Raw genomic sequence first — 20,572 nt, 5'->3', positions numbered from 1 at the left:
TCTACATGGCTTCCGCTCTGATGACGCAGAACAATAAACCGTACGAACAGCGTTGTATAGAGCGGCGTACGAGAGATGAGAGAGGTTATTTTGTTTAAGTCTATATCCCCACTATGTATTAGAAGCCAAGGTGAAGTTAGGTATATCTTGTCATGATGCTGGAAAATCAATAAGATAAGGCACACTCGTGTTGCTTCTCTTGCAATGGTGAATTTTGGGGGATGGTCTGCTTGTGGTAGCTATATTTCCAATCGCTGTACAAATTAAGGAGCCGATCCAACTCCATAGACTTGGTCAACACCTGCCGATCCTTCAAGCCCACCTCTTTCGCCAAATCATTTAATTCCTTACGCTTTTCTTCGATGCAGTCCTCCAATTTTTGCAATTTCACATCAACAAACCTCCTGTTTGGTATGGTATTTATAGTTAGTTTACAAGCTGATACCTTCCCTACAGGTTAATAATATAATAAAACCCATTTCATCCCTTTAACGGGATAAATCAAAAAAACAGCCTTATTAGGACTGGTTTTTTGATAACTATTAAGCTCCAGTTCCATGTCCAAAAACAATAATATTATGGGAAAATTCAAAGAAGCTAATAAGCCCTATAATTAGCATGTATTTCAGGTTTTTTACTTGCATTAACTAAAACCTCCTCCATGATTCTTTCATATTCTGATTTTTGATCTTTCGTAGCCTCAAGTCTGAATCTTTCAAACAAAGCTGTACAGACCATACACTTATCTTTATTATTGATTTCAAGATATTTTCTTAAGCTTCTTAAAATATAATAAACACCTTTCTCATGGAAAAGGTTATTAAACATATATATAGCCAGTTGGTAACACAAATCAGCATAAGTGTCGTAACTAAATGACTGCTTATAATAACTGGTACCAACAGATAATTCATTATTAAAGGACGTCAGTTCGTTAGAAAACTGTTGTAGAATATGTTCTATCAAAAAACCATGCTTGTTAGCCGACTCTACTATCGTTAATAACCCCAATAAAATTTCAGGGGGATTACTTTTAAGAAATTGAATATACTTTGGTAAACTATCTGTATCTCCCATAAGAATATTTAAATTAAGTTGATTAGCATGTGCCCAAAGAGTAAACCTTTGCACTTCTTGCTGACCAATTTCCCCTAAATCTTTAAACCAACTCAAATCGGCATAGCCAGAAATATACTGCATGGCTTCTTCATATCTTCCTTGTTTTTCCAATGCATTTCCCTTCGTCAAGTAACCTTGACCATAGTAGACGACTAAATGTCTCTCAGTTTTCAATGTAAATTTCTTTTTATTAGTTTCTCTGCTCTTACAAACAATAGTTGCAAGAGCTCTTAATTCATCTGCATAACGCTCTGCTTCTTTCCATTGATGCAAGTTGTAATAAAGATTTGACAGTTTAAGCAGACCATCTAGATGATAATCTAAGGGTACCCGATTTCTAAAGGGTACGAATCTTAGTGCAGCTTCAAAATTTATCTTCATATTTTCACTAACAGAGATTGAAAAAATTCTATAATGGCTAATTGCCAACCTCTCGGAATGTTGATACTTCTCATTTTCAATAACACATTCATAGAAAGGAATTGCCTCTTTTAACTTCCCTTCCTCATACAACTCCTCTGCCAAAGCAAAGATCGTTGGAATGTGGTTAAGATCCTCCATTAACCGTGAAAGCACCTTCTCCACGCACCGCAGATTTCCTACCTCAACACAACGAATCAGGAATGGCTTAACTCTTTTCCAATGAGGCCTTCCATCGTAAAAGCACTCATCTACGTATAGGTCATACAACCAGTCCTCTGGATAGTTAAGCGCTTTAGTAATTAAGTCCATTTGTCTTACGGAAATCGGTTTAGGCGGATTGCCATTAAGCATAGCACTAAATATGCCCCGATTAAGACCCGTAGCTTGTCCAAAACTATTAAAAGTGTAGCCACCAAGTTTTAACTCTTTCTCAATTTCCGAACGAATCGTGGTTGCATTTTCCAATAAAAACACCCCCGGCATATTCAGATGATTTTAAAAAATCACCCTCCTCGACAAACAATTACAATATACTAGAAATTATATGAATAAACTGGATGATGGTCAACCCCTTTTTTTACACCGTTTTAATATATATTGTAATTTAATGTGTTTAAAAGTCCTTACAGGGACTTAATAATATATTATTTAGGCAATTCAATTACCTCCACGCTTGATCTACCTTTGTCTACACTCATACTATAGGAGTGTGGATGTCTATGGAAACAACAAAACTCATAGGAGCGAAAATCCGCCAATTTCGGACGTTGCGTGGTATTACACAAGAACAACTAGCGGAAGCATCCGATTCAACAGGCTCCTATATCGGCAAGTTGGAGCGCGGTGAGGTCAATGTACAGATTAAAACTTTGGAAAAAATAGCCGAAGCGCTGGAAACAAACGTATTTGCATTTTTTGACTTCAACCCATATGAGGAACTTCGAAGCCAGCCTTGGATATGGGAATGTGTTCATTTACTGTCCAAGCAGAATGAAGCCGATCAAAATAAAGCTTATCGCATATTGAAGGAACTGTTTACCTCTTTAGAAAGCGGGCTTACAGCAAGTAACCCCGATGATTCGGACGACTAAGGATAACTTTAATTTGCTCCCGACTAGCCATGTACGCAAAAGATCAAAAAGGCTATGTTTTCTCTACCTAGAGTGGTAGGTTACATAGCCCTTTTTATATTCTAAGAAGTAGTTGTATTATTTTTTGCAACTACGGCGACTATATGTTATGTTAACTGTAAATATTTGTTTGGAGGTATGGTCAATGAAATCATTTCGATTTTGGCTGATCCTAATCTCAATTTTAGTGATTGTTGTAAATGTTTTGGGCTATGATGACTATAATATACTATTGGCTATCATTAGCCCGTTGGTTTGGATGTACGAATCATTTCGATTTGTACGAGAAGCAGGTATTCCAATAGTCGTTGTATACTTGACTACACTAGGTTTCTGGTATCTTGTTGGTTTGGTTTTGGATCGTCTAATAAAAAAAAGATGAATTTTTCCAAAATGCGACACTACCTTATGTCCTTTGAGCATGAGGTACACAACAGGTCAGCCCCTCTATAAAACTATTTCAATACCTACGAACTCCTTTCAAACAAGTGGTTTTAGCGCCATTGTTACATACGAATCGCCTTTAGCAAGTTCCTTCTAAAGTCCCCCCTTTATCCACCGAGCCAGTTGCTCTCAATCGTGCACTGGTATTTATCTTATCTATCCCCCTTCCCACCAGCTCTAAAGGAAATTATAATTCTTGATGTGTTACAAGAACGATAAAAATAAACAAATCATTTCTTTTTTTACAAAATAATCAATAAAAAAGACCAATCCCTTAAGATTGGCCTAGTCTAATTGCACATGATCTTAAAGACTCTCCATAGAAACTGGTGGCTTAAACCAAGAGAAGAACGTAATGCCCCCCCTCTCTTGGCAAATAATCGGTTGATGCACATGTCGCCGTATATCAGACGCCTGTCTTAATTAGCTGCCGGTTCAGTTCCCCAAACAAGTACGCCATTATGATACAACGTAGCTTTCGTATGATCAGCATATGAAGTTTGCGTGCCTTTATACGAGTAATCGTCACTTTCGTTATAGTTCGACCAGTCTGTTTTATGAATACGGGTTTGAATTTCGCCCGTGCTTTCTCCAGGTGCTAACACGCCTGCATTCGAGTTGAAGCTGATTTCCAAATAATGATCAGCGCCGGTTACAGCTTTATCCATTTTAACCAGCTTACCATTCAGCTTCGAGCAGCTCAGCACCGCATAGTCGCAGTTGAATGTCTCGTCACGGTCACCGTCGATCGTGTAGTAGTAGCGAATTTTCAACTCGTTGATCGGTACGGAGGTTGTACCTTTGTTTAAAATTTGAAAATACGGCTTCAAGTTATTGTCGTTCATATTTGTATCCGCTGCGCGATACTGGAGCAACAGTCCCTTTGTCGGCTGCTGAGTATCCGCTTTCGGCGCTGCGCTAGCCGTGTTCGAAACCGTTTGTCCTGCATCGTTCTTCGCTACGACTTGGTAATAGTACGTCGTGTCTGATGTTACGGCTGTGTCGGTGTAGCTGCTTCCGTATACATCGCTCGCTACTGTGGCGAACGCGCCGTTTTCAGCCGTCGAACGCTTCACTTCATAGCTTGCCGCTTTCGCCGATGCTGTCCAGCTCAGCGTTACTTTCGCCGTTTCGCCCGCTGCGTTCAGCGTGAAGCTGCCCGGTACTGACGGTTGCTCGGAAATGCCATACGTTTTTAAGTTGGTCGGGAGCTTGTCAAGCGTAATGACGTTCGGATGATTATACACTTTTTTCAGATGCTCAAGACTGTTTTGTTTGCCGTCTCTCAAGAAATCCCCATACCATGTAGCGAACCAGCTCCAATGGGCTTGATACGCCTTCATCAGATCAGGATCCGGGATAGGTCCGTTTTCGCTCATGGCAACTAACTTTTTGTCCTTACCCAATGTAACAAGGTCTTCATATTTAGCAATTTGCGGACTGTAGTCGCCTGCTTGCGGATAAGAGTCAAAGCTCAAAATATCCACATAGTCGTCTCCCGGATACCAATCGGGAGCAACCGAATTCCAGACCCAGATCAGATTGTTCAATTTGTGCACATGAGTCAAACGGTCATGCATCAAAATATACAATTTTTTAACAGGCTCAGGACCTTTGGCACCCCACCAGAACCATTTGCCTTCTGCTTCGTGCAAAGGACGGAACAGGACAGGAACTTTCGCATCCTGCAACTTCTTCAATTGCTCTGCAATTACATCGATGTCGCGAATAAGTAATTTATAATCTTCGGACTCTGGATGATTCATCGCATATTCTATATCGAATGTGGTCGAATCGGCATAGAAGCCTCTCCACCATTCTTTTCCCTGCGTATCGATAAGACCTTTCGGCGCGTTCCAGTGCCATGCAAAGGTAACAATGCCCCCTTGCTTATCCCATTCAATCGCCTTTTCCGTCTCTGTGGAACGAAGACCGTGTTCCGCTCTGCTTGGCGAATAGTCAACCAGGTCAAGCGCCGCAATAGCCGGCTTTTTACCTACATTTGCTTGAAGCCAATCAATTTCGGGCATATCCTCTTGACCGGAGAGCATATTCTTGCCGTATTGATCAACCAGGTAGTTCATCAATGCTTTTGCTTCTACCGTCGCATTCGGATTGATGAGCGTTTTGGTTACCGCATGCGGTGGACGGTCAGCAGCAGGCTCCAGCTTGACGTAGTCGATATCATACCAGCCCCAGCCTGTTTCAAAACCGATCGTATTCGCCCCTGCATTCAACAGAAGCTTGCCTCCGGAAGTTTCTTTAAAATCAGCCGATTTCAAAAGTGCCAGCTCTCCAGACGCTTTGCCGTTTAAAGAGAAATTCGTGCGTTTGTCATCACTAGGAGAACGGTAGCCGATTGTAAGATTGTACAGGCCTGCCGCCTCTGCCTGGATCGTCATCGTCAGGGAATCCCCTGCATTGTGGAAATTAGTTACATAACCGGTACCGGAGAAGCCGGTACCGCTGGACTCCACAATGGTTCCCTTCAGCGTGCCATCTTCGGCTTCATAGCGAAGCGGACCCTTTACAGACGCCTGCGGAACCGCTTTCAAGACATTGGAATCGCTCGTTCCCGCATTTGTTTTTGCGGTTACCTTATAATAGTACGAAGTGCCGTTCGTTACGTTAGTATCCGTATAAGACGTTTCGATCAAGTTGGATGCTACAGCAGTAAAAGGACCGTTTTCATACGTTGCCCGCTGTACACTGTAACCTACAACTTCGCTGGAAGCGTCCCAGGACAAATCGACTTTCCCATCGCCAGCCTCAGCTCTCAGGGCAAAGCTTTCAGGACCTTCCCCAGGTGGCACAGACGTATCATTGCCAGCAGTCAACACGATGTGATAAGCCGTCAAAGGCGGTACTGTATAGGTAAAGCGGTTGCCTGAAATTTGCGTAATTGGCGCTGCTTCCTTAATTTCCGAGCTATTTTTGTCGAAGCCCCATACTTTACCGGAACCGTAAGTCGTCTCGCCGGAAAGATCAAATTGGGCGTCGAATGCGCTGTCCATGCTTTTATTCATGACAACAAGGTGCAGTTCTTTGTAGGATGCATCCGTTACGGAAGCATGCACTGAGCTATTGACAATATCGGACGTTTGCGCATTAACGCTGATATCACCGAAAGTAGAGCTTTTTCCGTCATAATTGCGGTAAAGCTTGTAAGCGGCACTAACATAGTTGTTGGCACCATCCTTTAGCTTCCAGTAGTTTGCCATATAAACATCGTTTTTGCCCAAGATGCCCAGCACATCGGTCATAGCGATACCGCCGGAAATATCATTTTCGCCGCCGTAGCTATACTCGGTCAAAGCCAGCTTGGTTCCCGGGTAATACTTATCCACCGACTGCTTCAATCGAGGCAGTAAAGGCAAGAATTCGCTGTTCCCTTGAGCGATCCAGCTATCTTCCTTGTAGGTCGGATCCCACAAAGTACGAGGCGCTTGCATTCTGGCTTTCTTCGTTTCGTCATTGCCTACTTCATTCGTAATTCGTATGCCTCCGCCCATCGCTTCAGGATACCAGTGCACATCGAACACATCCAGCAATCTCTTGCCTTCGGCTTGCGAGCTGAGACGCATTTGATCCAGATAATAGTCCACGAACCAACTGTAGCTGCCTTTTACAGAGTTCCAATCAGGTGCAGTTTGAAGATCTTTATAGGCGCCAAAACCGTAAAGAACCGGCCCAAAAATTTCCGCACCCGCGTCAACCGCTTTAACAGCTTTGGATAAACTTACCGACCGATCTACCAACTCTTTCGCTCCGACATTTTCACCATGAATGCGCGGATGCGTATGCGACCAGAGAGCGGGTTCATTGTCGAGCGCATATCCTTTCACACCCGTCTTTGTTGAAGCAGCGCCGTACTTTTTCACTAAAAAGTTGACGAATTCATCTGCATAAACCTGATTGTCATTCAGATCAGGCTGTAGTTGGAACGGCGCATTTTTAGCGTTTATGACCTGATTCCAACGAGCGGAAGGGGCCTTTTCGCTTTCCTGTACACTTCCGTTTCCATCCTTGGCCACATAACCGGCCATCGGCAGCGTGACTAAAGAATAAGTGCCAAGCTTCAGCGATTGATCATGAAACGAAGTCGTCACCGCCCCCGGCTTTTCACATTCGGCTTTTGTCAGACCGCCATTGCTGCATAAATAGTTATCGCTGGATTGCTGCCAATCGCTTCCTGCATTGGACATATTGTTTTCCCAGTTATATCCGGTCATTCGATTACCACCCAGTCGTCTGGCAGTCAGATTTTCATCGCCTGCCAAATCCTGATTCGTACCGTATATATAAGGGCTAATAGGCTTACGATCCTTGGATGTATCGACTTTAATGGTAACGGTCTTTGCCGTTTGACCGTGAACTACAGTTGGAGCTGGTAGAGCCCCCCCTACTATAATCGTGCATGCCATGACGACAGCCAGCCATTTGGAACGTTTGGACCAAATACCACTACTACTATTTTTCGCCTTCATGCCGCTTTCCTCCTTTACATTTGAAAAGAGCGGCACCCATACGAGTGCCGCTCCGTCAGGCTTTAAGGCTCCTGACCCCAAACGAGTTTATCGTTCTGGTACAACGTCACCTTACTCTAATCTGCAAATTAATTTTTTGTAGGATCGTAGGAGTATTCATCTGCCACATTGTAGTTTGTCCACTCGGTTGACTACACTCTCCTCTCCGTCCGAAATCCAGATTTGGCCCGGATCTTCAAGTGTTGCAACAGCCGTATTCACACCGCACATGATGGGTTTGCCGTTTGCATCAAGGGAGTACCGTTACCGGCTTCTTGTTGACAAATGTGTAATAGTACAGCTCTGCTATACGTTCTACCGACCAAGCCTGCATATCGAACCATTTGTTGGACGGAAGGTCCATATACACAGATTATTCCATATAGCCATATAGTAGAACATAAATTCGCCGCAAAGTTGTTCTAGCTATGTCACCGTCTTGCTTTGAAACTGGACAAACTTCGATAGGTTGGAAAAACAAGCTTGGGTATTTATCCATACCATCTCCCCTACTGTACCTTGTCCTTTTGAATAAGCTTATAATAGATGCGTGCAGGCTCTGATTCTCCAGTGGATAAAATGTATTCTGCCAAGGGGGCGCACAGCTTTTGAAGATAGAAGGAGTATAGCAGCTCCGCCGTGTCAAAATGAATTTTCAACACCTGTTTCATCAGTGCTTCAAATTTGGGATAATCCAGTTCCTCCGGGGTGATGTCAAACGGGTATTCGGGAAAGGTTTTTTTCTGAATATCGATAAATTGCTCTCTAAGCTTTGGCTGATTGCCTGATCGGGCGGCTGAGAAATTCATCATAAAAAACGATATAAAGTCTGTCTCACGATCACTTAATTCATAATACTCACACCAACGCATGAACATCAGCGGTTTTACCATATATAAATCTCCTTTAACAAAAGTTCAGATTTATCGTTGAATCGCACAAAATCTAACAGGTTCCAGCATATGTAATATATAGGTTAAGTCCCATTTTAAAATATGATTCCTTTAACAAATTTTGCATTTTAACATATCCCTATATCTCCAGAAAGAACTCTCCAGATCTACTTCATCCGAAGAGTTCTCCGTATCTACCTCAAACTCAAACCTTACTTGAGCTTATTTTCTCCAATTGGAATTTTCATTTCCAGTTCAGGCAGGTATGTTCTTTTCCAATTCCCTTGTTCATCGTATACAGGTTTGCCTCCCGGCCCGGTTACATTAAAATAGGGTTTAATGGTGATGAATTTCGGTGTTTTCTCAAAGGGAGCTACGAGGATTTGGTGAATACCTGTCCTTGTTTTAGTTCCAGGATGTCCTGAATCCCCGTTCACCCATTGTTGTTCCTGCCCCTCATCATCCAAAACCGCGTAGTCCAATGCATTCATAGCCAGTCCATACCCGTATGCCTCACTCCCATACGTAGTCGGGCCTGGACTTATGTAATGGGTCTTGGTCACGATCATGGTAGACATCGGTGTCAGCTCTAATTTTTCCACAACGAAACGGGTAAAATCATTAGTTTTCTCCATTCGAGGCGTGAGCACTACGTTTTTAGAAGGAATCTTTTGCACAGGTAATTCAAGCTTAAAGGGCTGTTTTATTCCTGTAATTTGTATTTCTGCCGTTAGTTTAAATTGGTCAGGAAGTCCCTTGCCTGTGGAGTACATTCTCTCCAAATCACTATAATAAATGATGACGGAACCCGGAGTGCCTCCAGAGTTAGTAATTAGCGAAGGACCATCAAATTGAAATGGTTTGCCATTGCACCATAACGTAATATCTTCAATTCGTTCATGCAGCGTTGTGCCCAAGTCCTCCCGGTTACTTTCCAGCGTCAGAGCCATACGGACACCGTCATAAGCAACTTGAGAGATACGGAGCTGGATTCCGTTATGAGTGCTGCTGGCCGCCATTTTTGTTACAAGACCTGCTTCCTCGGCCTTCTGAAGTCCCAAGTCACCCGCTCGCATAAATGCACTCCCGCCTGCTGTTGAAACCCCCCAGTTACCAGCCAATTGCAAGACACTGCTTACCAGTGGAACTTGCCACAACGATTTCGCTATCGTAGGAGAAACGAATGCAGCAGCTATAATTCCACTGCTCATTACTGTGACTAAAGAAGCTGTCAGGATGATTCTCTTAAATGCGTGGCGACGAGAGGTTGAATCCACAGAGTTCGTATGTTGATAGACAAAACCCGTCTCAATCTGGCTATATACCGTTTCCAGCCGTTGACGCACATATGGGGTAATGACATGCTTATTGCGGGATCTTTCTTTAGCTGTTTTCCACTCATTATCCAGATTAATATCTTCCATGGATCGGTGCTCCCCTTTCTCTTGGATTTGATAGCTTTCGCAGCAGGGATTTCCTTGCACGGTACAAACGCGTTTTAACCAGACTTTCTGAAATGTCCAATGCTTTTGAAATCTCCTTAATATTCAGATCATAAAAGTATTTCAAAATAATAACGATCCGCATCGGCTCCTCCAACTGCTCTACCGCTTCATGCAATTCAATGTTTTCATACTCACCTGAAACGCCCATTGGGTGTGAAAACTCAGATACCGTAACAGAGCGAGAACGCTTTTTAGCTATTTTATTCGACTCGTTGATTACAATCCGATACATCCAGGTTTTAAAGAGACTTCCATCCCGTAGTGTATTCAAGGACTTGTATGCCTTGAGTATTGCTTCCTGTAGAGCATCAGCACTATCTTGTTCATTCCGCAGGATAGAATACGCCATCCCGTACAGGTCGCTCTCCACTTCTCTAATGATGTTCACAAAAGCTGGTCTATCCCCGCCTTGTGCCTTTTTGACCTCATTGTCGATATTCAAAGGAGTCCTCCTTTCAAGTTGCCTATCTATTAGATCATTTGAAAGGGCCATGCGTTACAATTTTCTTCCAAAATGCTCAACAAAAAAAGACCTTTTCAACATCCTAATGACGCTGACCAGGTCTTCTCATGGAAATCCGTATCTTCACATTCGTATCTATTCTAATCCTCTACATAGCTGACCGATTACAGGCTGCAAGTGAAAACATAGGCGGGCGGGACGTTGTAATGTACCTTTTTGATTTGGATGTCGCCAAAGAAGGTACGAAAAAAATTGTGTTTTACCTTACTATACTGGAACGTAATAAATTTGCCCTCCTGACCCAATACTTCGGCCGTTTGTCCCAAAATCAGGCTGGATAAAGCGGCTGGTAAACTGGTAAAAGGGAGTCCTGATACGACGTAATCCACTTTCGAGACATGATACTGTTTCATATACCGGGCTACATGCTCGGCCGATCCATGAATGACGTGGACTTGCTCCAAGTGTCCGTACTTGCTTTGCAATGTTTTGTAAAACGATTCATTGGACTCAATCACTATAAGCAGTGTATCCGGGCGCTTGTTCTTAATCAGTTCTTGCGTAAACACACCGGTACCTGCACCGTACTCAATGATGCACGATGCTCTGTCAAAAAAAATCGGTGTGGCAATTTGCTTGGCCAACTGTCTTGAGCTTGGCATGACAGCACCTACGCTGCGTGGATGCCTAATGTACTCTCGAATAAAGTGAATCGCATTCATCTTTCCCTCTCCCTGCTTGACACACATAATAGGCATTCGGTTCATCAAGATATCGCATTACATATTCATTGTATCTCGATCAGAATAGTCATTTCAAGCAGGCTACTGTTTGAATATAAAAAGCGGACAGCCTTATTCACATCCAGTCAAATAAAACTGCCCTCTCGCTGTACTCTTTATTTTTCTATCGTGTCCAAACTTGGACTCTCCGTCTTGGATGCCTGTCCACCTTTACGCCGCCGTGCGCCCAAGCGCATAGCAATAATCCGGTAGATCGAGGCAGGACGTATGGATACGGCCCAGTTCGCGTCCGCATCCGGCGCAAGCACGACTCCCAACTGATGGTGATCGCCATCATACATGCCGCGCTGTACAAACTTGCTCTCACCTTGAAGATTGCGTACCTCCAGCTTGCAAAAAGCGGAGTTGATCCGCAAGGCTTGGTGCAGCTCGTTACGACTGTTCACGACGACGCTGTTCACGCGGTAAATGGCCTCGCCGGGCAGAATGCCCATCGCCGTCGCCGGACTATCCGGCAGCACAGCCAGTACACGCAGCCCTTGCTCCGGATGAACAAACATAGGGCTGAGGCGGCTCTCTTCCATGTTGCCGTACCAGATCAGCGCCTCATGGGCCAGAAAGGAGAACAACGCTGCCACCAGCGCCAGCGGATTCCACCACGCCGCCAGCAGGCTTAGCAGGAGCAAGGCTACGCTGTAGAGAAGCAGGCGGTTAGACGTCAACACCGCCTTCTGGCGTGGCAACTGGCCTAACGTCACACTGCTGAAGCCCATAAGGACAGGCAAGGCTGCCAGCATATATCCGGTTCCATCACCAAACAGCGGCGTCCACGGAAGCGAAAAGCCTCCCTGAACAGGAACCAGAAGCAACAACGGAATGGGCCAGAGGTCTTCCATCCGGTAGCCTCCGACCAGCCTTCCCCGCTTGCCCTCCACGAACAGTGGCGTTGCGGCTTTTCCTCCCTGCCAGCGAACCAACAGCGCCTCAGCCACATGCAGCACAGCAACCAGCACCAGCAACGCCGGAATATCCAAACCACGGATGGCTGCCACCGATGCTCCAAGCGCTCCCACAGGCTGCCAGCCCTCTGCCACGTTCAAAGCAAACTGGGCTACACCCAGCAGGCCCACCGAATAGGCCAGGCACAGGTAACGCACGCGTACCAGCATAAGCAGCAATGTGGTCACCCACAGGCAAACGATAGAAGCTGAGGTCAGATGGACACTTACGAACATTCCCAGAGCGGACAGGGCCAGCCCCGCGATTAGACCACTCCAGACCACATGCCACGTCTCACCCGCCCAATTATGCAGCTTGGTATGAAAGAGCTTGCGCTCCAGCAGCATTTGCTGACGATAGCCAAGCGCGACAATGAGTATCGAGATATAGTAAAACGGCTGCAAAAGCAGGTACAAGCAAGCATTTAGAACGCTCCATCCCCATTGTAAAGCCCATTCCAAGTTCATTCACACTCCTTATGCCCCTGGCCCGCTGTTCAGCGGATCACGTACATTTCATATCCATTTATTCTATATGAAATTGCCAACGTAGGGAAGACAATCCGGCAGACTGCAAATAAATCCCAAAATAAAAGGAGACTGTTTCCAGCCCCCTTTGTTGTAGCCTTATTATTAATTCGCTGCGCTGGTCTTCATTTCCTTCCGAATCTCTTCAATCCCCTGCTTGAGTTGATTGTCGTTTTTCGGATCGCGGATTTTTTCGATCAGCTTGGCTTCCATCGCCGCTGCTGTCTTCGCATCAATCACACCGCTAGCCGTCAGCTTCGCCTGTTTTTGAAAAGCAATAACGGAGCTTTCCGTCACTTTGTCAAAATAGCCGTCTTCGCGGCCCGGCTTGTAGCCCAAGCCTTGCAAAATAATTTGCGCATTTTTTACATCGCCGCTATTCATATTGTATTTCAACGGCTTTTCCTTGTTCAGTGGTGCTGCTGTGAAGAATTCAGGCTGATCCACCGCAATATCCGGTTTAATGCCTTTTTTATGAATCCACGTTCCATTTGGCGTCAGCCATTTGGCAATCGTGATTTTGAGCAGACTACCGTCGCCCATTTGCTTGTCATAGCTGGTTTGTACGGTACCTTTACCAAAGGAATTTTCCCCGATCAATACTGCGCCAGCCGATTGCTGGAGAGCACCTGCCAGAATTTCGGACGCGCTTGCGCTGCCTTTATTCATGAGCAAAGTCACCGGATAATTTTTGCGTGAACCTTTGGATTTCTCTTCTTCACGCTTCTGGTTCTTGTCTTCCACCTGCACGATCGTTTTGCCAGAAGGTACGAATTGCTGTGCAATATCAATTACGACGGAAAGCACGCCGCCCGGGTTATTACGCACGTCGATGACGAGCCCTTTAAGTCCCTGTTTTTCCAGCTTCGCGAGTTCTTCTTTGAAACGATCTGCTGTATTCAAGGAGAACTGGGTAATCGTAATGACGCCTACACCGCCGCCTTCCATATGAGCCGTCACGGTTTCCATATCAATGCTGTCACGGGTAATGGTGTATTCCATCGGATCAGGAGAGCCGCTGCGCTGGATTTTGACCTTGGCCTGACTACCTTTAGGTCCACGTATTTTGGAAACGGCCTTGTTCAGATCCAATCCGTCCAGCGTTTCACCGTTAACGGACAAAATAATGTCCTTGGAGCGCAGTCCCGCTTTCTCGGCCGGTGAGCCTTTAATTGGCGTTACCACGACCACTTTTCCGTTTTCCGCCGCTACCTCGGCCCCGATTCCGGTAAAGGAGCCTTCAATGGACTGTTCAAACTGCTGTGCTGTTTCTTTGCCCATATAAGAGGAATATGGGTCGCCGAGCGATTCCATCATACCGTTGATGGCTCCGTCCACCAGCTTGGTACGGTCGACGTCCTGATAATATTGCCCCTGGATCAGATCCATCGCTGTCTCGATTTTGCGTATATCACTTCTGGAGGTGGAACTGCTACCTGTCACACTCGCCAGCAGTCCTTCGCCCAGAGCACTGTTTCCCACTGTCGTCGCTCCAGTATAAGCAAAAGTGAGCAGACTGCCGCCTAGCAGCCCGATCACCATCAAGAGTACCGCTGTACTTTTTTTCAACATCTAATCGTCCACCGCCTTCTATGTTATCTTGTATCCTATTGCCTTACAACGTATATCCATCCACGCAGTATACGTCTAGCTTGTACGGAATATGTTAATTGTATCCTACTCCGCGTCTCAATGCACCTGTTCTGCACCGGGAATACAGCTATTAAAGCAAAGCCCTATTTACAACCGAATTGGTTATAAATAGGGCTTACCTTATCTACTATAAATAGTTCATCGGATTTACGGGTTTGTTATTCTCGCGCACCTCAAAATGACAGTGGGGTCCCGTGGAATTGCCCGTCGAACCAACTTCTGCAATTTTTTGACCGCGTTTCACAGTCTGCCCCGTATGCACCACCGTACCGCCATTGCGAATATGTCCATATAGGGTCCATAGCCCGTCTCCGTGGTCAATCACAACCGTGTTTCCATAGCCACTCCACCATTCCGCAACAATGACAACACCGTCTTCTGCTGCATGTATATCGGTTCCCTGCGGAGCCGCCATATCAATACCTGTGTGGCCTCTAAGCTTGCCGGTAATCGGATGTACCCGCATGCCAAAAGTAGATGAGAGTCGGTAATGGGACACCGGCGAAGCCAGCGTGCCTGATCCGCCCGTATACGTACTGGCTGCCGCATGGCTGGATTTCGAGCCGGCGCCTGAGGATGAAGAAGCATATCGCTTGGCCTCAGCGGCACGCGCAGCCGCTCTAGCGCGTGCTGCTTTGGCAGCCTGCTCCGCTCTGAGCTTGTTTTTCTCCTGCACCAGACCCACACGTTTGTTAGCGAGGGCTACCAGCATATCATTTTGCTCTTCGCTGATTTCATCTGACTCGGCAATATCATGATCGTAATTGGCAATCAGTCTTTGCTTCTCTTTCTCCTTCGAATCCAGTTCTGCTTTGGCGTCCTGCTTGAGCGCATACAGCCTCTTAGCATTTTTATATTCCGTATCGAGTTGCTTCTTCTTGCTTACGACCAGAGCCTTGTCCTTTTTATGCTCGTCCAACAGGATTTGATCCTGCTCCACGATCGTTTTCAGGGAATCCACCCGGCTGAGAAAATCACTAAAGCTGGCCGAAGACATAAGCACGTCCATATACGAGACCGTTCCGTCCGTATACATCAAGCGCACACGGGTTTCCAGCATCTTTTCACGTGCCTTAATGCGGTCAATGGCTTCAGATAAATCTTTTTTGGTTGCACGCAGATTATCTTCGGTTTGATCAATCTGAACCGCTACACGAGTCAACTGGTCGCTGACGCTGTTAATCTGGTCGAGTACAATTTTCAGGTTTTGCACGGTTTTATTTTTGTAATGTTGGGCATACTGTTTATCTTGAGCCGCCTTTTTCTGCTGTTGCTTGGCAGATTGGGCCTGCTTTTCCAATTGATTCAGTTGCGAATTGATCTCATGCATGCTTTTGGCATATCCGTCAGAAGGCTGGATTAGCAATGCGGCTACCAAAGTAGCGGCCAACACAGATCCTGTTTTTTTCAACTTGCACTCCCCATCCTTTATCGCAAAATAACACCGGCTTCCCCGTTCTAAAGAATACCGACTGTGACGTCCACCAATGAATCTTTATACTTTCAAGAACTTGCGCATGGATAGGGTACTGCCTACAATCCCGACGAGCATTCCCAAAATGATTAGCAAGGCACTCAATTGAATCCAAACACCCTGAAGCGGCATAAGCTTCAACATGTTCAGTGCAATATCGCCTTGAACGGCTGTAAGCAAACGCTGATAACCAGCAAACAAAATACCTAACGTAATCACGGAACCCATCAGGCCAATAAGCGCACCTTCAATAAAAAACGGCCATCGTATAAAAAAGTTGGTCGCACCAACCAGTTTCATAATGCCAATCTCTCTGCGTCGTGCCAAAATGGTCACGCGGATCGTATTCGAAATCAGGAACATGGACATAAGTCCCAATCCAGCTACGAATACAAAGCCTACATTACGGATGAGCTTGGTAATGGTGAAGAGCGTCTCCACGGTACCTTTTCCGTAACGGACCTTTAAAATCGGTTTCTCCGGATGTATCGTATTCAGCTTCTCAATCTTCTCAGCCACAAATGGGACCGTCGTCGGCTCAATGACCTCTACAACGATTTTGTCTGGAAGCGGATTGCTGTCCTTATCAAAACCCTCCAGCAGCTCCTTGCCGCTGTCTCCCAAATCTTTTCGCAGCTCCTCCAAGCCTTGAGCTTTGGTGATAAAGGTGGCTTTGCTAATTTCCGGCATCGCCGCGATTTCCTTTTGCAGCGTTTCACGCATGCTTTGCTCCACATTCAGCTCCAAAAATACGTTAACCTCCACCTGGCTATCCGCCTGGTCAGCCAGGGAGTTGACGTTGAGAACCAGCATAATAAAAACACCCAGTATAAGCAGTGACACAACAATCGAGGTGACGGATGCCACGGACATCCAGCCATTGCGGAATATGTTTTTGAAGCCTTCCCGCAGATGACGCAAGAAGGTATTAAAAGTCATATCCGTACTCCCCTCTCACCTGATCCCTTACGATGTTGCCATTTTCGATGGCAATGACGCGTTTACGCATGGAGTTTACGATATCCTTATTGTGTGTCGCCATCACAATGGTCGTGCCGCGAAAATTAATTTCGTCCAGCAACTGCATGATCTCCCACGATGTTTCGGGGTCCAGATTACCTGTGGGTTCATCGGCAATGATCACGGACGGATTGTTGACGATAGCCCGTGCGATAGCTACGCGCTGCTGCTCCCCACCGGAAAGCTGGGCAGGCTCGCGATTCATTTTCGTTTTCAAGCCAACCAGTTCGAGCACTTCCGGCACCCGCTTGCGAATCAGCTTCTTGGGAGCCTCAATGACTTCCATCGCAAAAGCGACATTCTCATAGGCCGTCAAACGCGGCAAAAGCCGGAAATCCTGAAAAATGACTCCGATGTTGCGACGAACGTAGGGGATTTTACGCTGCTTGAGCTTCCCGATATTAAATCCATTAACTGAAATTTGCCCCTTGGTCGGTACTTCTTCTCTATAAATAAGCTTCATAAAAGTCGATTTACCCGCCCCGGACGGGCCGACTACGTATACGAATTCATTACGGTCAATTTTGACCGATACTCCCTGAAGTGCGTGGGTTCCATTAGTATAGGTCTTCCACACATCCTGCATTTCAATCACTCGATCACTTCCCGTTGCTTAATCATATTACGTATAACTTAATATCCATTCGACATATTCCATGCATTTCCTTTAAAAAGTTCCGTATTTCATCATACCATTTATCATTGTAACAAATTTGTTACCTAAATAGTACCGAAAGTTTTCCGCTTTTGGCACATATATATGAATATTATGGCACATGAATACGCTGCCAAGCTTACGAGACAGGAGACAGCCGCATTATGAAAAAAATTCATTTATCCTTCATCTGGATATGGACTGTAATTCTGGCGTTGGCCGTGTTGTGGGGAGGACTGCATCTGTACGCCGACAGGCAAACGCTGCCGAAGGGCGTAACAGTCGGAGCAGTCAATGTGGGAAACATGGATAAAACAGCCGCGCTCCGACTGCTGGACACGGAGCTGAATGCATTGAAGCAACGCCCCCTGATTCTGACGGACAGCGACAGTAGCGCGCAGGATATCAAGCTTACCCTCGGGGAAGCGGGTATCCACTATGAAGCGAAGGCATTCCGTGATGCCGTGAACGCGCTCGGCTCGAAGCATCTTTGGACTCGCGCACTGACACGGTTTTCCTTTGGAAAAGAATGGACCATCACACCTTCCCGGCAGGAGTCGGCCTTGCAGGCCAGGCTGGGAGCCGATTGGGAGGAACAGCGATACGGCAAACCTGTCAATGCCACGCGCCAGATCGACGGGGACGATCAGGTTCGCTATATTTCGGGCCGCTCGGCCATTCGCCTGGATTGGCCCAAACTGGGCGTAGCGCTGGATAAGGCGCTACCCACGGATTTTACTGCTTCCGGGGAGCCGGTGCGGGTGGAGTTGCCGTTTCGTCAACTAGAGCCGGACATTACCGTCGACGCTCTGCGAAGCGAAGGGATTGAGCGCAAAATCGTCCAGTTTTCCACCAGCCTCGGCAGCAGCTCGGAAGGACGTGTGTACAACGTCCATTCGGCGGCAAGCACCGTTGACGGTTTGATTCTCAAGCCGGGCGAGATATTCGATTACGGTCAAATCATTGCCAAGGCTGAGCGCACACACGGCTTTCGTGAAGCTCCGGTGATCGTGAACGGGCAGTTGGAACCGGGCATCGGCGGCGGGATTTGTCAGGTATCCAGCACCGTCTACAATGCGGCGCTGCGAGTCGGTCTGGACATTGTTGAGCGCCGCAACCATTCCTTACCGGTCAGCTATTTGCCCAAAGGGCAGGATGCGACTTTTGCTACGGGGTCCATCAATTTCCGTTTCAAAAACAATACCGGCAAGCATCTGCTCCTTCGTGCTGCTGTCCAAAACCGACTGCTTACCGTCAAATTTTTTGGCACCTTTCCGTCCAATATGTCCTATGAGCTGGAATCGCGTACGGTTCGTGTATTACCCATCCCAGAGAAGACAATTCGCAATGACTCACTAGCCCCCGGCTTCTATCAGGTGCTTCGGCAGGGCAAGGCAGGATACGTGGTGGAAACGTACCGAATGAAGATCGTGGATGGCAAGACCGTGGAAAGCACCCGAATCAGCCGTGATACCTACCGTGCGCAGCAGCGCATTGTGGCTGTTCGCGGCGGAAGCGCATCACCTGAGCCACAGACACGCGAACAGCAGGAGCCTATTGTAGAAGATGGCATAAGTGAATAAAGTTCGCATAGCAGCATAACTAAAATCCCCCTTCGACTACCGCCTGGATGGGTACCAGCGGAGTTCAAGGGGGATTTTAGCGCGACAGATTCAAAATTTCGATATCAAAATCACGAATTGCCGATATGAAGTGACGGGATAGTTTTACTCGCTGCGTTTGCCTGAAACGGAAATTTCTACAGGCGAACTTTCGTTACCATCGGCATCCACAGCTTTGATAACCAGTCTAACAGTGGCTTTTTGAGCAAGCACGTTAATGCTGAACATGCCGTCGTCCTTGGCTACTGCGCTACCGATTGGCAGATCATTGGAATAGGCGGTTACTGTGGAACCTGCTTTAGCTGTCCCTGTGATCGTACCTTCGCCGTCATACACTTCGTTTACTTTAAGTGTATCGCTGGTAGCTACCGCATCAGTGTTTGTATCTGTAGTTGTATCGGTGCTTGTATCTGTTGTTGTGGAGCTGTCCGAAGTATCCGTAGTCGTATTAGTGCTGTTGCTCGTTGTGCTGTCTGTGCTGGTACTGCTATCTTCTGTTTCGCTTCCAGAAGAAGTAGACGTGTTACCATACGTCGAATCCGTAACGTTACTGTATGTGGAATCTGTTACCGTTCCGCCAGGAGTCGATGTAAGATTATCAACCGCGCTCAGGTTGTAACCGGAAGCTGCATCCAGAATGGCAACCGCTTCTGCGCGTGTCAGCGACTTCAATGGCTGGAATTTACCATCAGGATAACCGTTGATGATTTTTTGTTCCGCAGCGGCGGCTACACTTTTCTTCGCCCATGATCCGATTTTGTCGGAGTCTATGAACTTGGTGACATCTGCCGCGTTACCTGCTGTCAGTCCAATGGCTTTGCCTATAATAGCCGCAGCTTCCTGACGCGTTACTTTTCCATTCGGTTTGAGCTTGTTATCTGCATAGCCGCTTATGTAACCTGCATTCACAGCATTTGTCAGCTCATTGTATGCCCAGTGCGAAGCTGGTACATCTGTGAATGTTCTGCTTCCATTACCGTTTACCTGAACACTGCCCGCATACGTTACGTCCGTCACGGCTGGAGTATCCTGCGTGAACGTACCGAGACTACGGTTCAAGAGAACGATAAATTCTGCACGTGTGATGGCTGCATCCGTTTTCACCGCACCATCTAATTTTCCTGTAGCCGACCAACGTTGTACTTGGTCTCCTGCCCAATGACCGCTTGTATTCTGAGGGGCCGCTGCTGCTGCGCTGAATGCGCTAAGAATAAGACCTGTGCTCAATACACCAGTAACTGTGTTTCTGAACTTATTTCCCATACTCTGAATTCCTCCTTTGATTGGCTTCACCATTCTTTTTTAAACACTTTACCAGAAATCAAACCCAAATAACCCCCAAATTAAAAAAATCGTCCCATATAACCATAACCCGT

At 46.3% G+C, this 20,572-nt stretch carries 16 protein-coding genes; 2 read left to right on the top strand and 14 right to left on the bottom strand.

Going from position 1 to position 20,572, the window contains the following annotated elements; translation table 11 throughout:
* Positions 1 to 166: 166 nt before the first annotated feature.
* Together L696_RS0113820 and L696_RS0113815 are read right to left on the bottom strand one after the other, a co-directional pair.
* Complete coding sequence (locus L696_RS0113820) at positions 167 to 391, bottom strand: aspartyl-phosphate phosphatase Spo0E family protein (protein ID WP_025684164.1); 225 nt, start codon at positions 389 to 391, stop codon at positions 167 to 169.
* A gap of 206 nt (positions 392 to 597) precedes the next feature.
* Entirely contained in the window at positions 598 to 2,007 is a 1,410-nt protein-coding gene (locus L696_RS0113815) for a DNA-binding protein (protein WP_025684163.1), read from the bottom strand.
* Positions 2,008 to 2,261: 254 nt separating this feature from the next.
* Between L696_RS0113815 and L696_RS0113810 the strand changes: the two genes are divergently transcribed.
* Entirely contained in the window at positions 2,262 to 2,633 is a 372-nt protein-coding gene (locus L696_RS0113810; protein WP_025684162.1) for a helix-turn-helix domain-containing protein, read from the top strand.
* Between the two features lie 902 nt (positions 2,634 to 3,535).
* Here the strand turns inward: L696_RS0113810 and L696_RS0113800 are convergent.
* The 11 genes from L696_RS0113800 to ftsE form a co-directional block, all read right to left on the bottom strand.
* The gene (locus L696_RS0113800; protein WP_025684160.1) at positions 3,536 to 7,603 is read right to left on the bottom strand and encodes a glycosyl hydrolase; all 4,068 of its coding nucleotides are present in this window, start codon (positions 7,601 to 7,603) and stop codon (positions 3,536 to 3,538) included.
* Between the two features lie 289 nt (positions 7,604 to 7,892).
* Complete coding sequence (locus L696_RS31960) at positions 7,893 to 7,976, bottom strand: hypothetical protein (RefSeq protein ID WP_237171640.1); 84 nt, start codon at positions 7,974 to 7,976, stop codon at positions 7,893 to 7,895.
* A 175-nt stretch (positions 7,977 to 8,151) separates the two neighbouring features.
* On the bottom strand, positions 8,152 to 8,535 hold the full coding sequence (locus tag L696_RS0113795; RefSeq protein WP_025684159.1) for a hypothetical protein: 384 nt from the start codon (positions 8,533 to 8,535) through the stop codon (positions 8,152 to 8,154).
* 212 nt (positions 8,536 to 8,747) lie between these two features.
* Positions 8,748 to 9,959 (bottom strand): DUF4179 domain-containing protein, encoded by a 1,212-nt coding sequence (locus L696_RS0113790; protein ID WP_025684158.1) that lies wholly within the window; start codon positions 9,957 to 9,959, stop codon positions 8,748 to 8,750.
* On the bottom strand, positions 9,946 to 10,482 hold the full coding sequence (locus L696_RS0113785) for an RNA polymerase sigma factor (protein ID WP_025684157.1): 537 nt from the start codon (positions 10,480 to 10,482) through the stop codon (positions 9,946 to 9,948). Before L696_RS0113785 ends, L696_RS0113790 begins: the two co-directional genes overlap by 14 nt.
* Positions 10,483 to 10,667: 185 nt before the next feature.
* Positions 10,668 to 11,225: a class I SAM-dependent methyltransferase gene (locus L696_RS0113780; RefSeq protein WP_025684156.1), complete on the bottom strand. Its 558-nt coding sequence runs from the start codon at positions 11,223 to 11,225 to the stop codon at positions 10,668 to 10,670.
* 176 nt (positions 11,226 to 11,401) lie between these two features.
* Complete coding sequence (locus tag L696_RS0113775) at positions 11,402 to 12,712, bottom strand: serine protease (protein ID WP_025684155.1); 1,311 nt, start codon at positions 12,710 to 12,712, stop codon at positions 11,402 to 11,404.
* Between the two features lie 165 nt (positions 12,713 to 12,877).
* Entirely contained in the window at positions 12,878 to 14,344 is a 1,467-nt protein-coding gene (locus tag L696_RS0113770) for a S41 family peptidase (protein ID WP_025684154.1), read from the bottom strand.
* A gap of 208 nt (positions 14,345 to 14,552) precedes the next feature.
* On the bottom strand, positions 14,553 to 15,836 hold the full coding sequence (locus L696_RS0113765) for a murein hydrolase activator EnvC family protein (RefSeq protein ID WP_025684153.1): 1,284 nt from the start codon (positions 15,834 to 15,836) through the stop codon (positions 14,553 to 14,555).
* A gap of 84 nt (positions 15,837 to 15,920) precedes the next feature.
* Positions 15,921 to 16,838, bottom strand: a complete 918-nt coding sequence (gene ftsX, locus L696_RS0113760) for a permease-like cell division protein FtsX (protein ID WP_025684152.1) — start codon at positions 16,836 to 16,838, stop codon at positions 15,921 to 15,923.
* A complete protein-coding gene (gene ftsE / locus L696_RS0113755; RefSeq protein WP_014278394.1) occupies positions 16,828 to 17,514 on the bottom strand; it encodes a cell division ATP-binding protein FtsE in 687 nt (228 codons plus the stop codon). The genes ftsX and ftsE overlap by 11 nt, the downstream gene beginning before the upstream one ends.
* Positions 17,515 to 17,738: 224 nt before the next feature.
* On the opposite strand from ftsE, the gene L696_RS0113750 reads away from it, so the two are divergent.
* Positions 17,739 to 19,157, top strand: coding sequence for a VanW family protein (locus tag L696_RS0113750; RefSeq protein WP_025684151.1), 1,419 nt, complete (start codon positions 17,739 to 17,741; stop codon positions 19,155 to 19,157).
* 144 nt (positions 19,158 to 19,301) lie between these two features.
* On the opposite strand, the gene L696_RS0113745 is transcribed toward L696_RS0113750, so the two are convergent.
* The gene (locus L696_RS0113745; protein WP_025684150.1) at positions 19,302 to 20,459 is read right to left on the bottom strand and encodes an S-layer homology domain-containing protein; all 1,158 of its coding nucleotides are present in this window, start codon (positions 20,457 to 20,459) and stop codon (positions 19,302 to 19,304) included.
* Positions 20,460 to 20,572 lie beyond the last annotated feature (113 nt).

Source organism: Paenibacillus maysiensis, assembly GCF_000520815.1.
Taxonomy (GTDB): Bacteria; Bacillota; Bacilli; order Paenibacillales; family Paenibacillaceae; genus Paenibacillus; species Paenibacillus maysiensis.
The sequence above is the reverse complement of the archived record's forward strand: the minus strand, read 5'-3'. Positions and strand labels throughout refer to the sequence as shown.

Bases quoted from the DNA above. Each gene is read 5' to 3' on its own strand.
- L696_RS0113810 (WP_025684162.1), top strand. From the start codon at position 2,262: ATGGAAACAACAAAACTCATAGGAGCGAAAATCCGCCAATTTCGGACG.
- L696_RS0113800 (WP_025684160.1), bottom strand. From the start codon at position 7,603: ATGAAGGCGAAAAATAGTAGTAGTGGTATTTGGTCCAAACGTTCCAAA.
- L696_RS31960 (WP_237171640.1), bottom strand. From the start codon at position 7,976: ATGCAGGCTTGGTCGGTAGAACGTATAGCAGAGCTGTACTATTACACA.
- L696_RS0113795 (WP_025684159.1), bottom strand. From the start codon at position 8,535: ATGGTAAAACCGCTGATGTTCATGCGTTGGTGTGAGTATTATGAATTA.
- L696_RS0113790 (WP_025684158.1), bottom strand. From the start codon at position 9,959: ATGGAAGATATTAATCTGGATAATGAGTGGAAAACAGCTAAAGAAAGA.
- L696_RS0113780 (WP_025684156.1), bottom strand. From the start codon at position 11,225: ATGAATGCGATTCACTTTATTCGAGAGTACATTAGGCATCCACGCAGC.
- L696_RS0113775 (WP_025684155.1), bottom strand. From the start codon at position 12,712: ATGAACTTGGAATGGGCTTTACAATGGGGATGGAGCGTTCTAAATGCT.
- L696_RS0113770 (WP_025684154.1), bottom strand. From the start codon at position 14,344: ATGTTGAAAAAAAGTACAGCGGTACTCTTGATGGTGATCGGGCTGCTA.
- ftsX (WP_025684152.1), bottom strand. From the start codon at position 16,838: ATGACTTTTAATACCTTCTTGCGTCATCTGCGGGAAGGCTTCAAAAAC.
- L696_RS0113750 (WP_025684151.1), top strand. From the start codon at position 17,739: ATGAAAAAAATTCATTTATCCTTCATCTGGATATGGACTGTAATTCTG.
- L696_RS0113745 (WP_025684150.1), bottom strand. From the start codon at position 20,459: ATGGGAAATAAGTTCAGAAACACAGTTACTGGTGTATTGAGCACAGGT.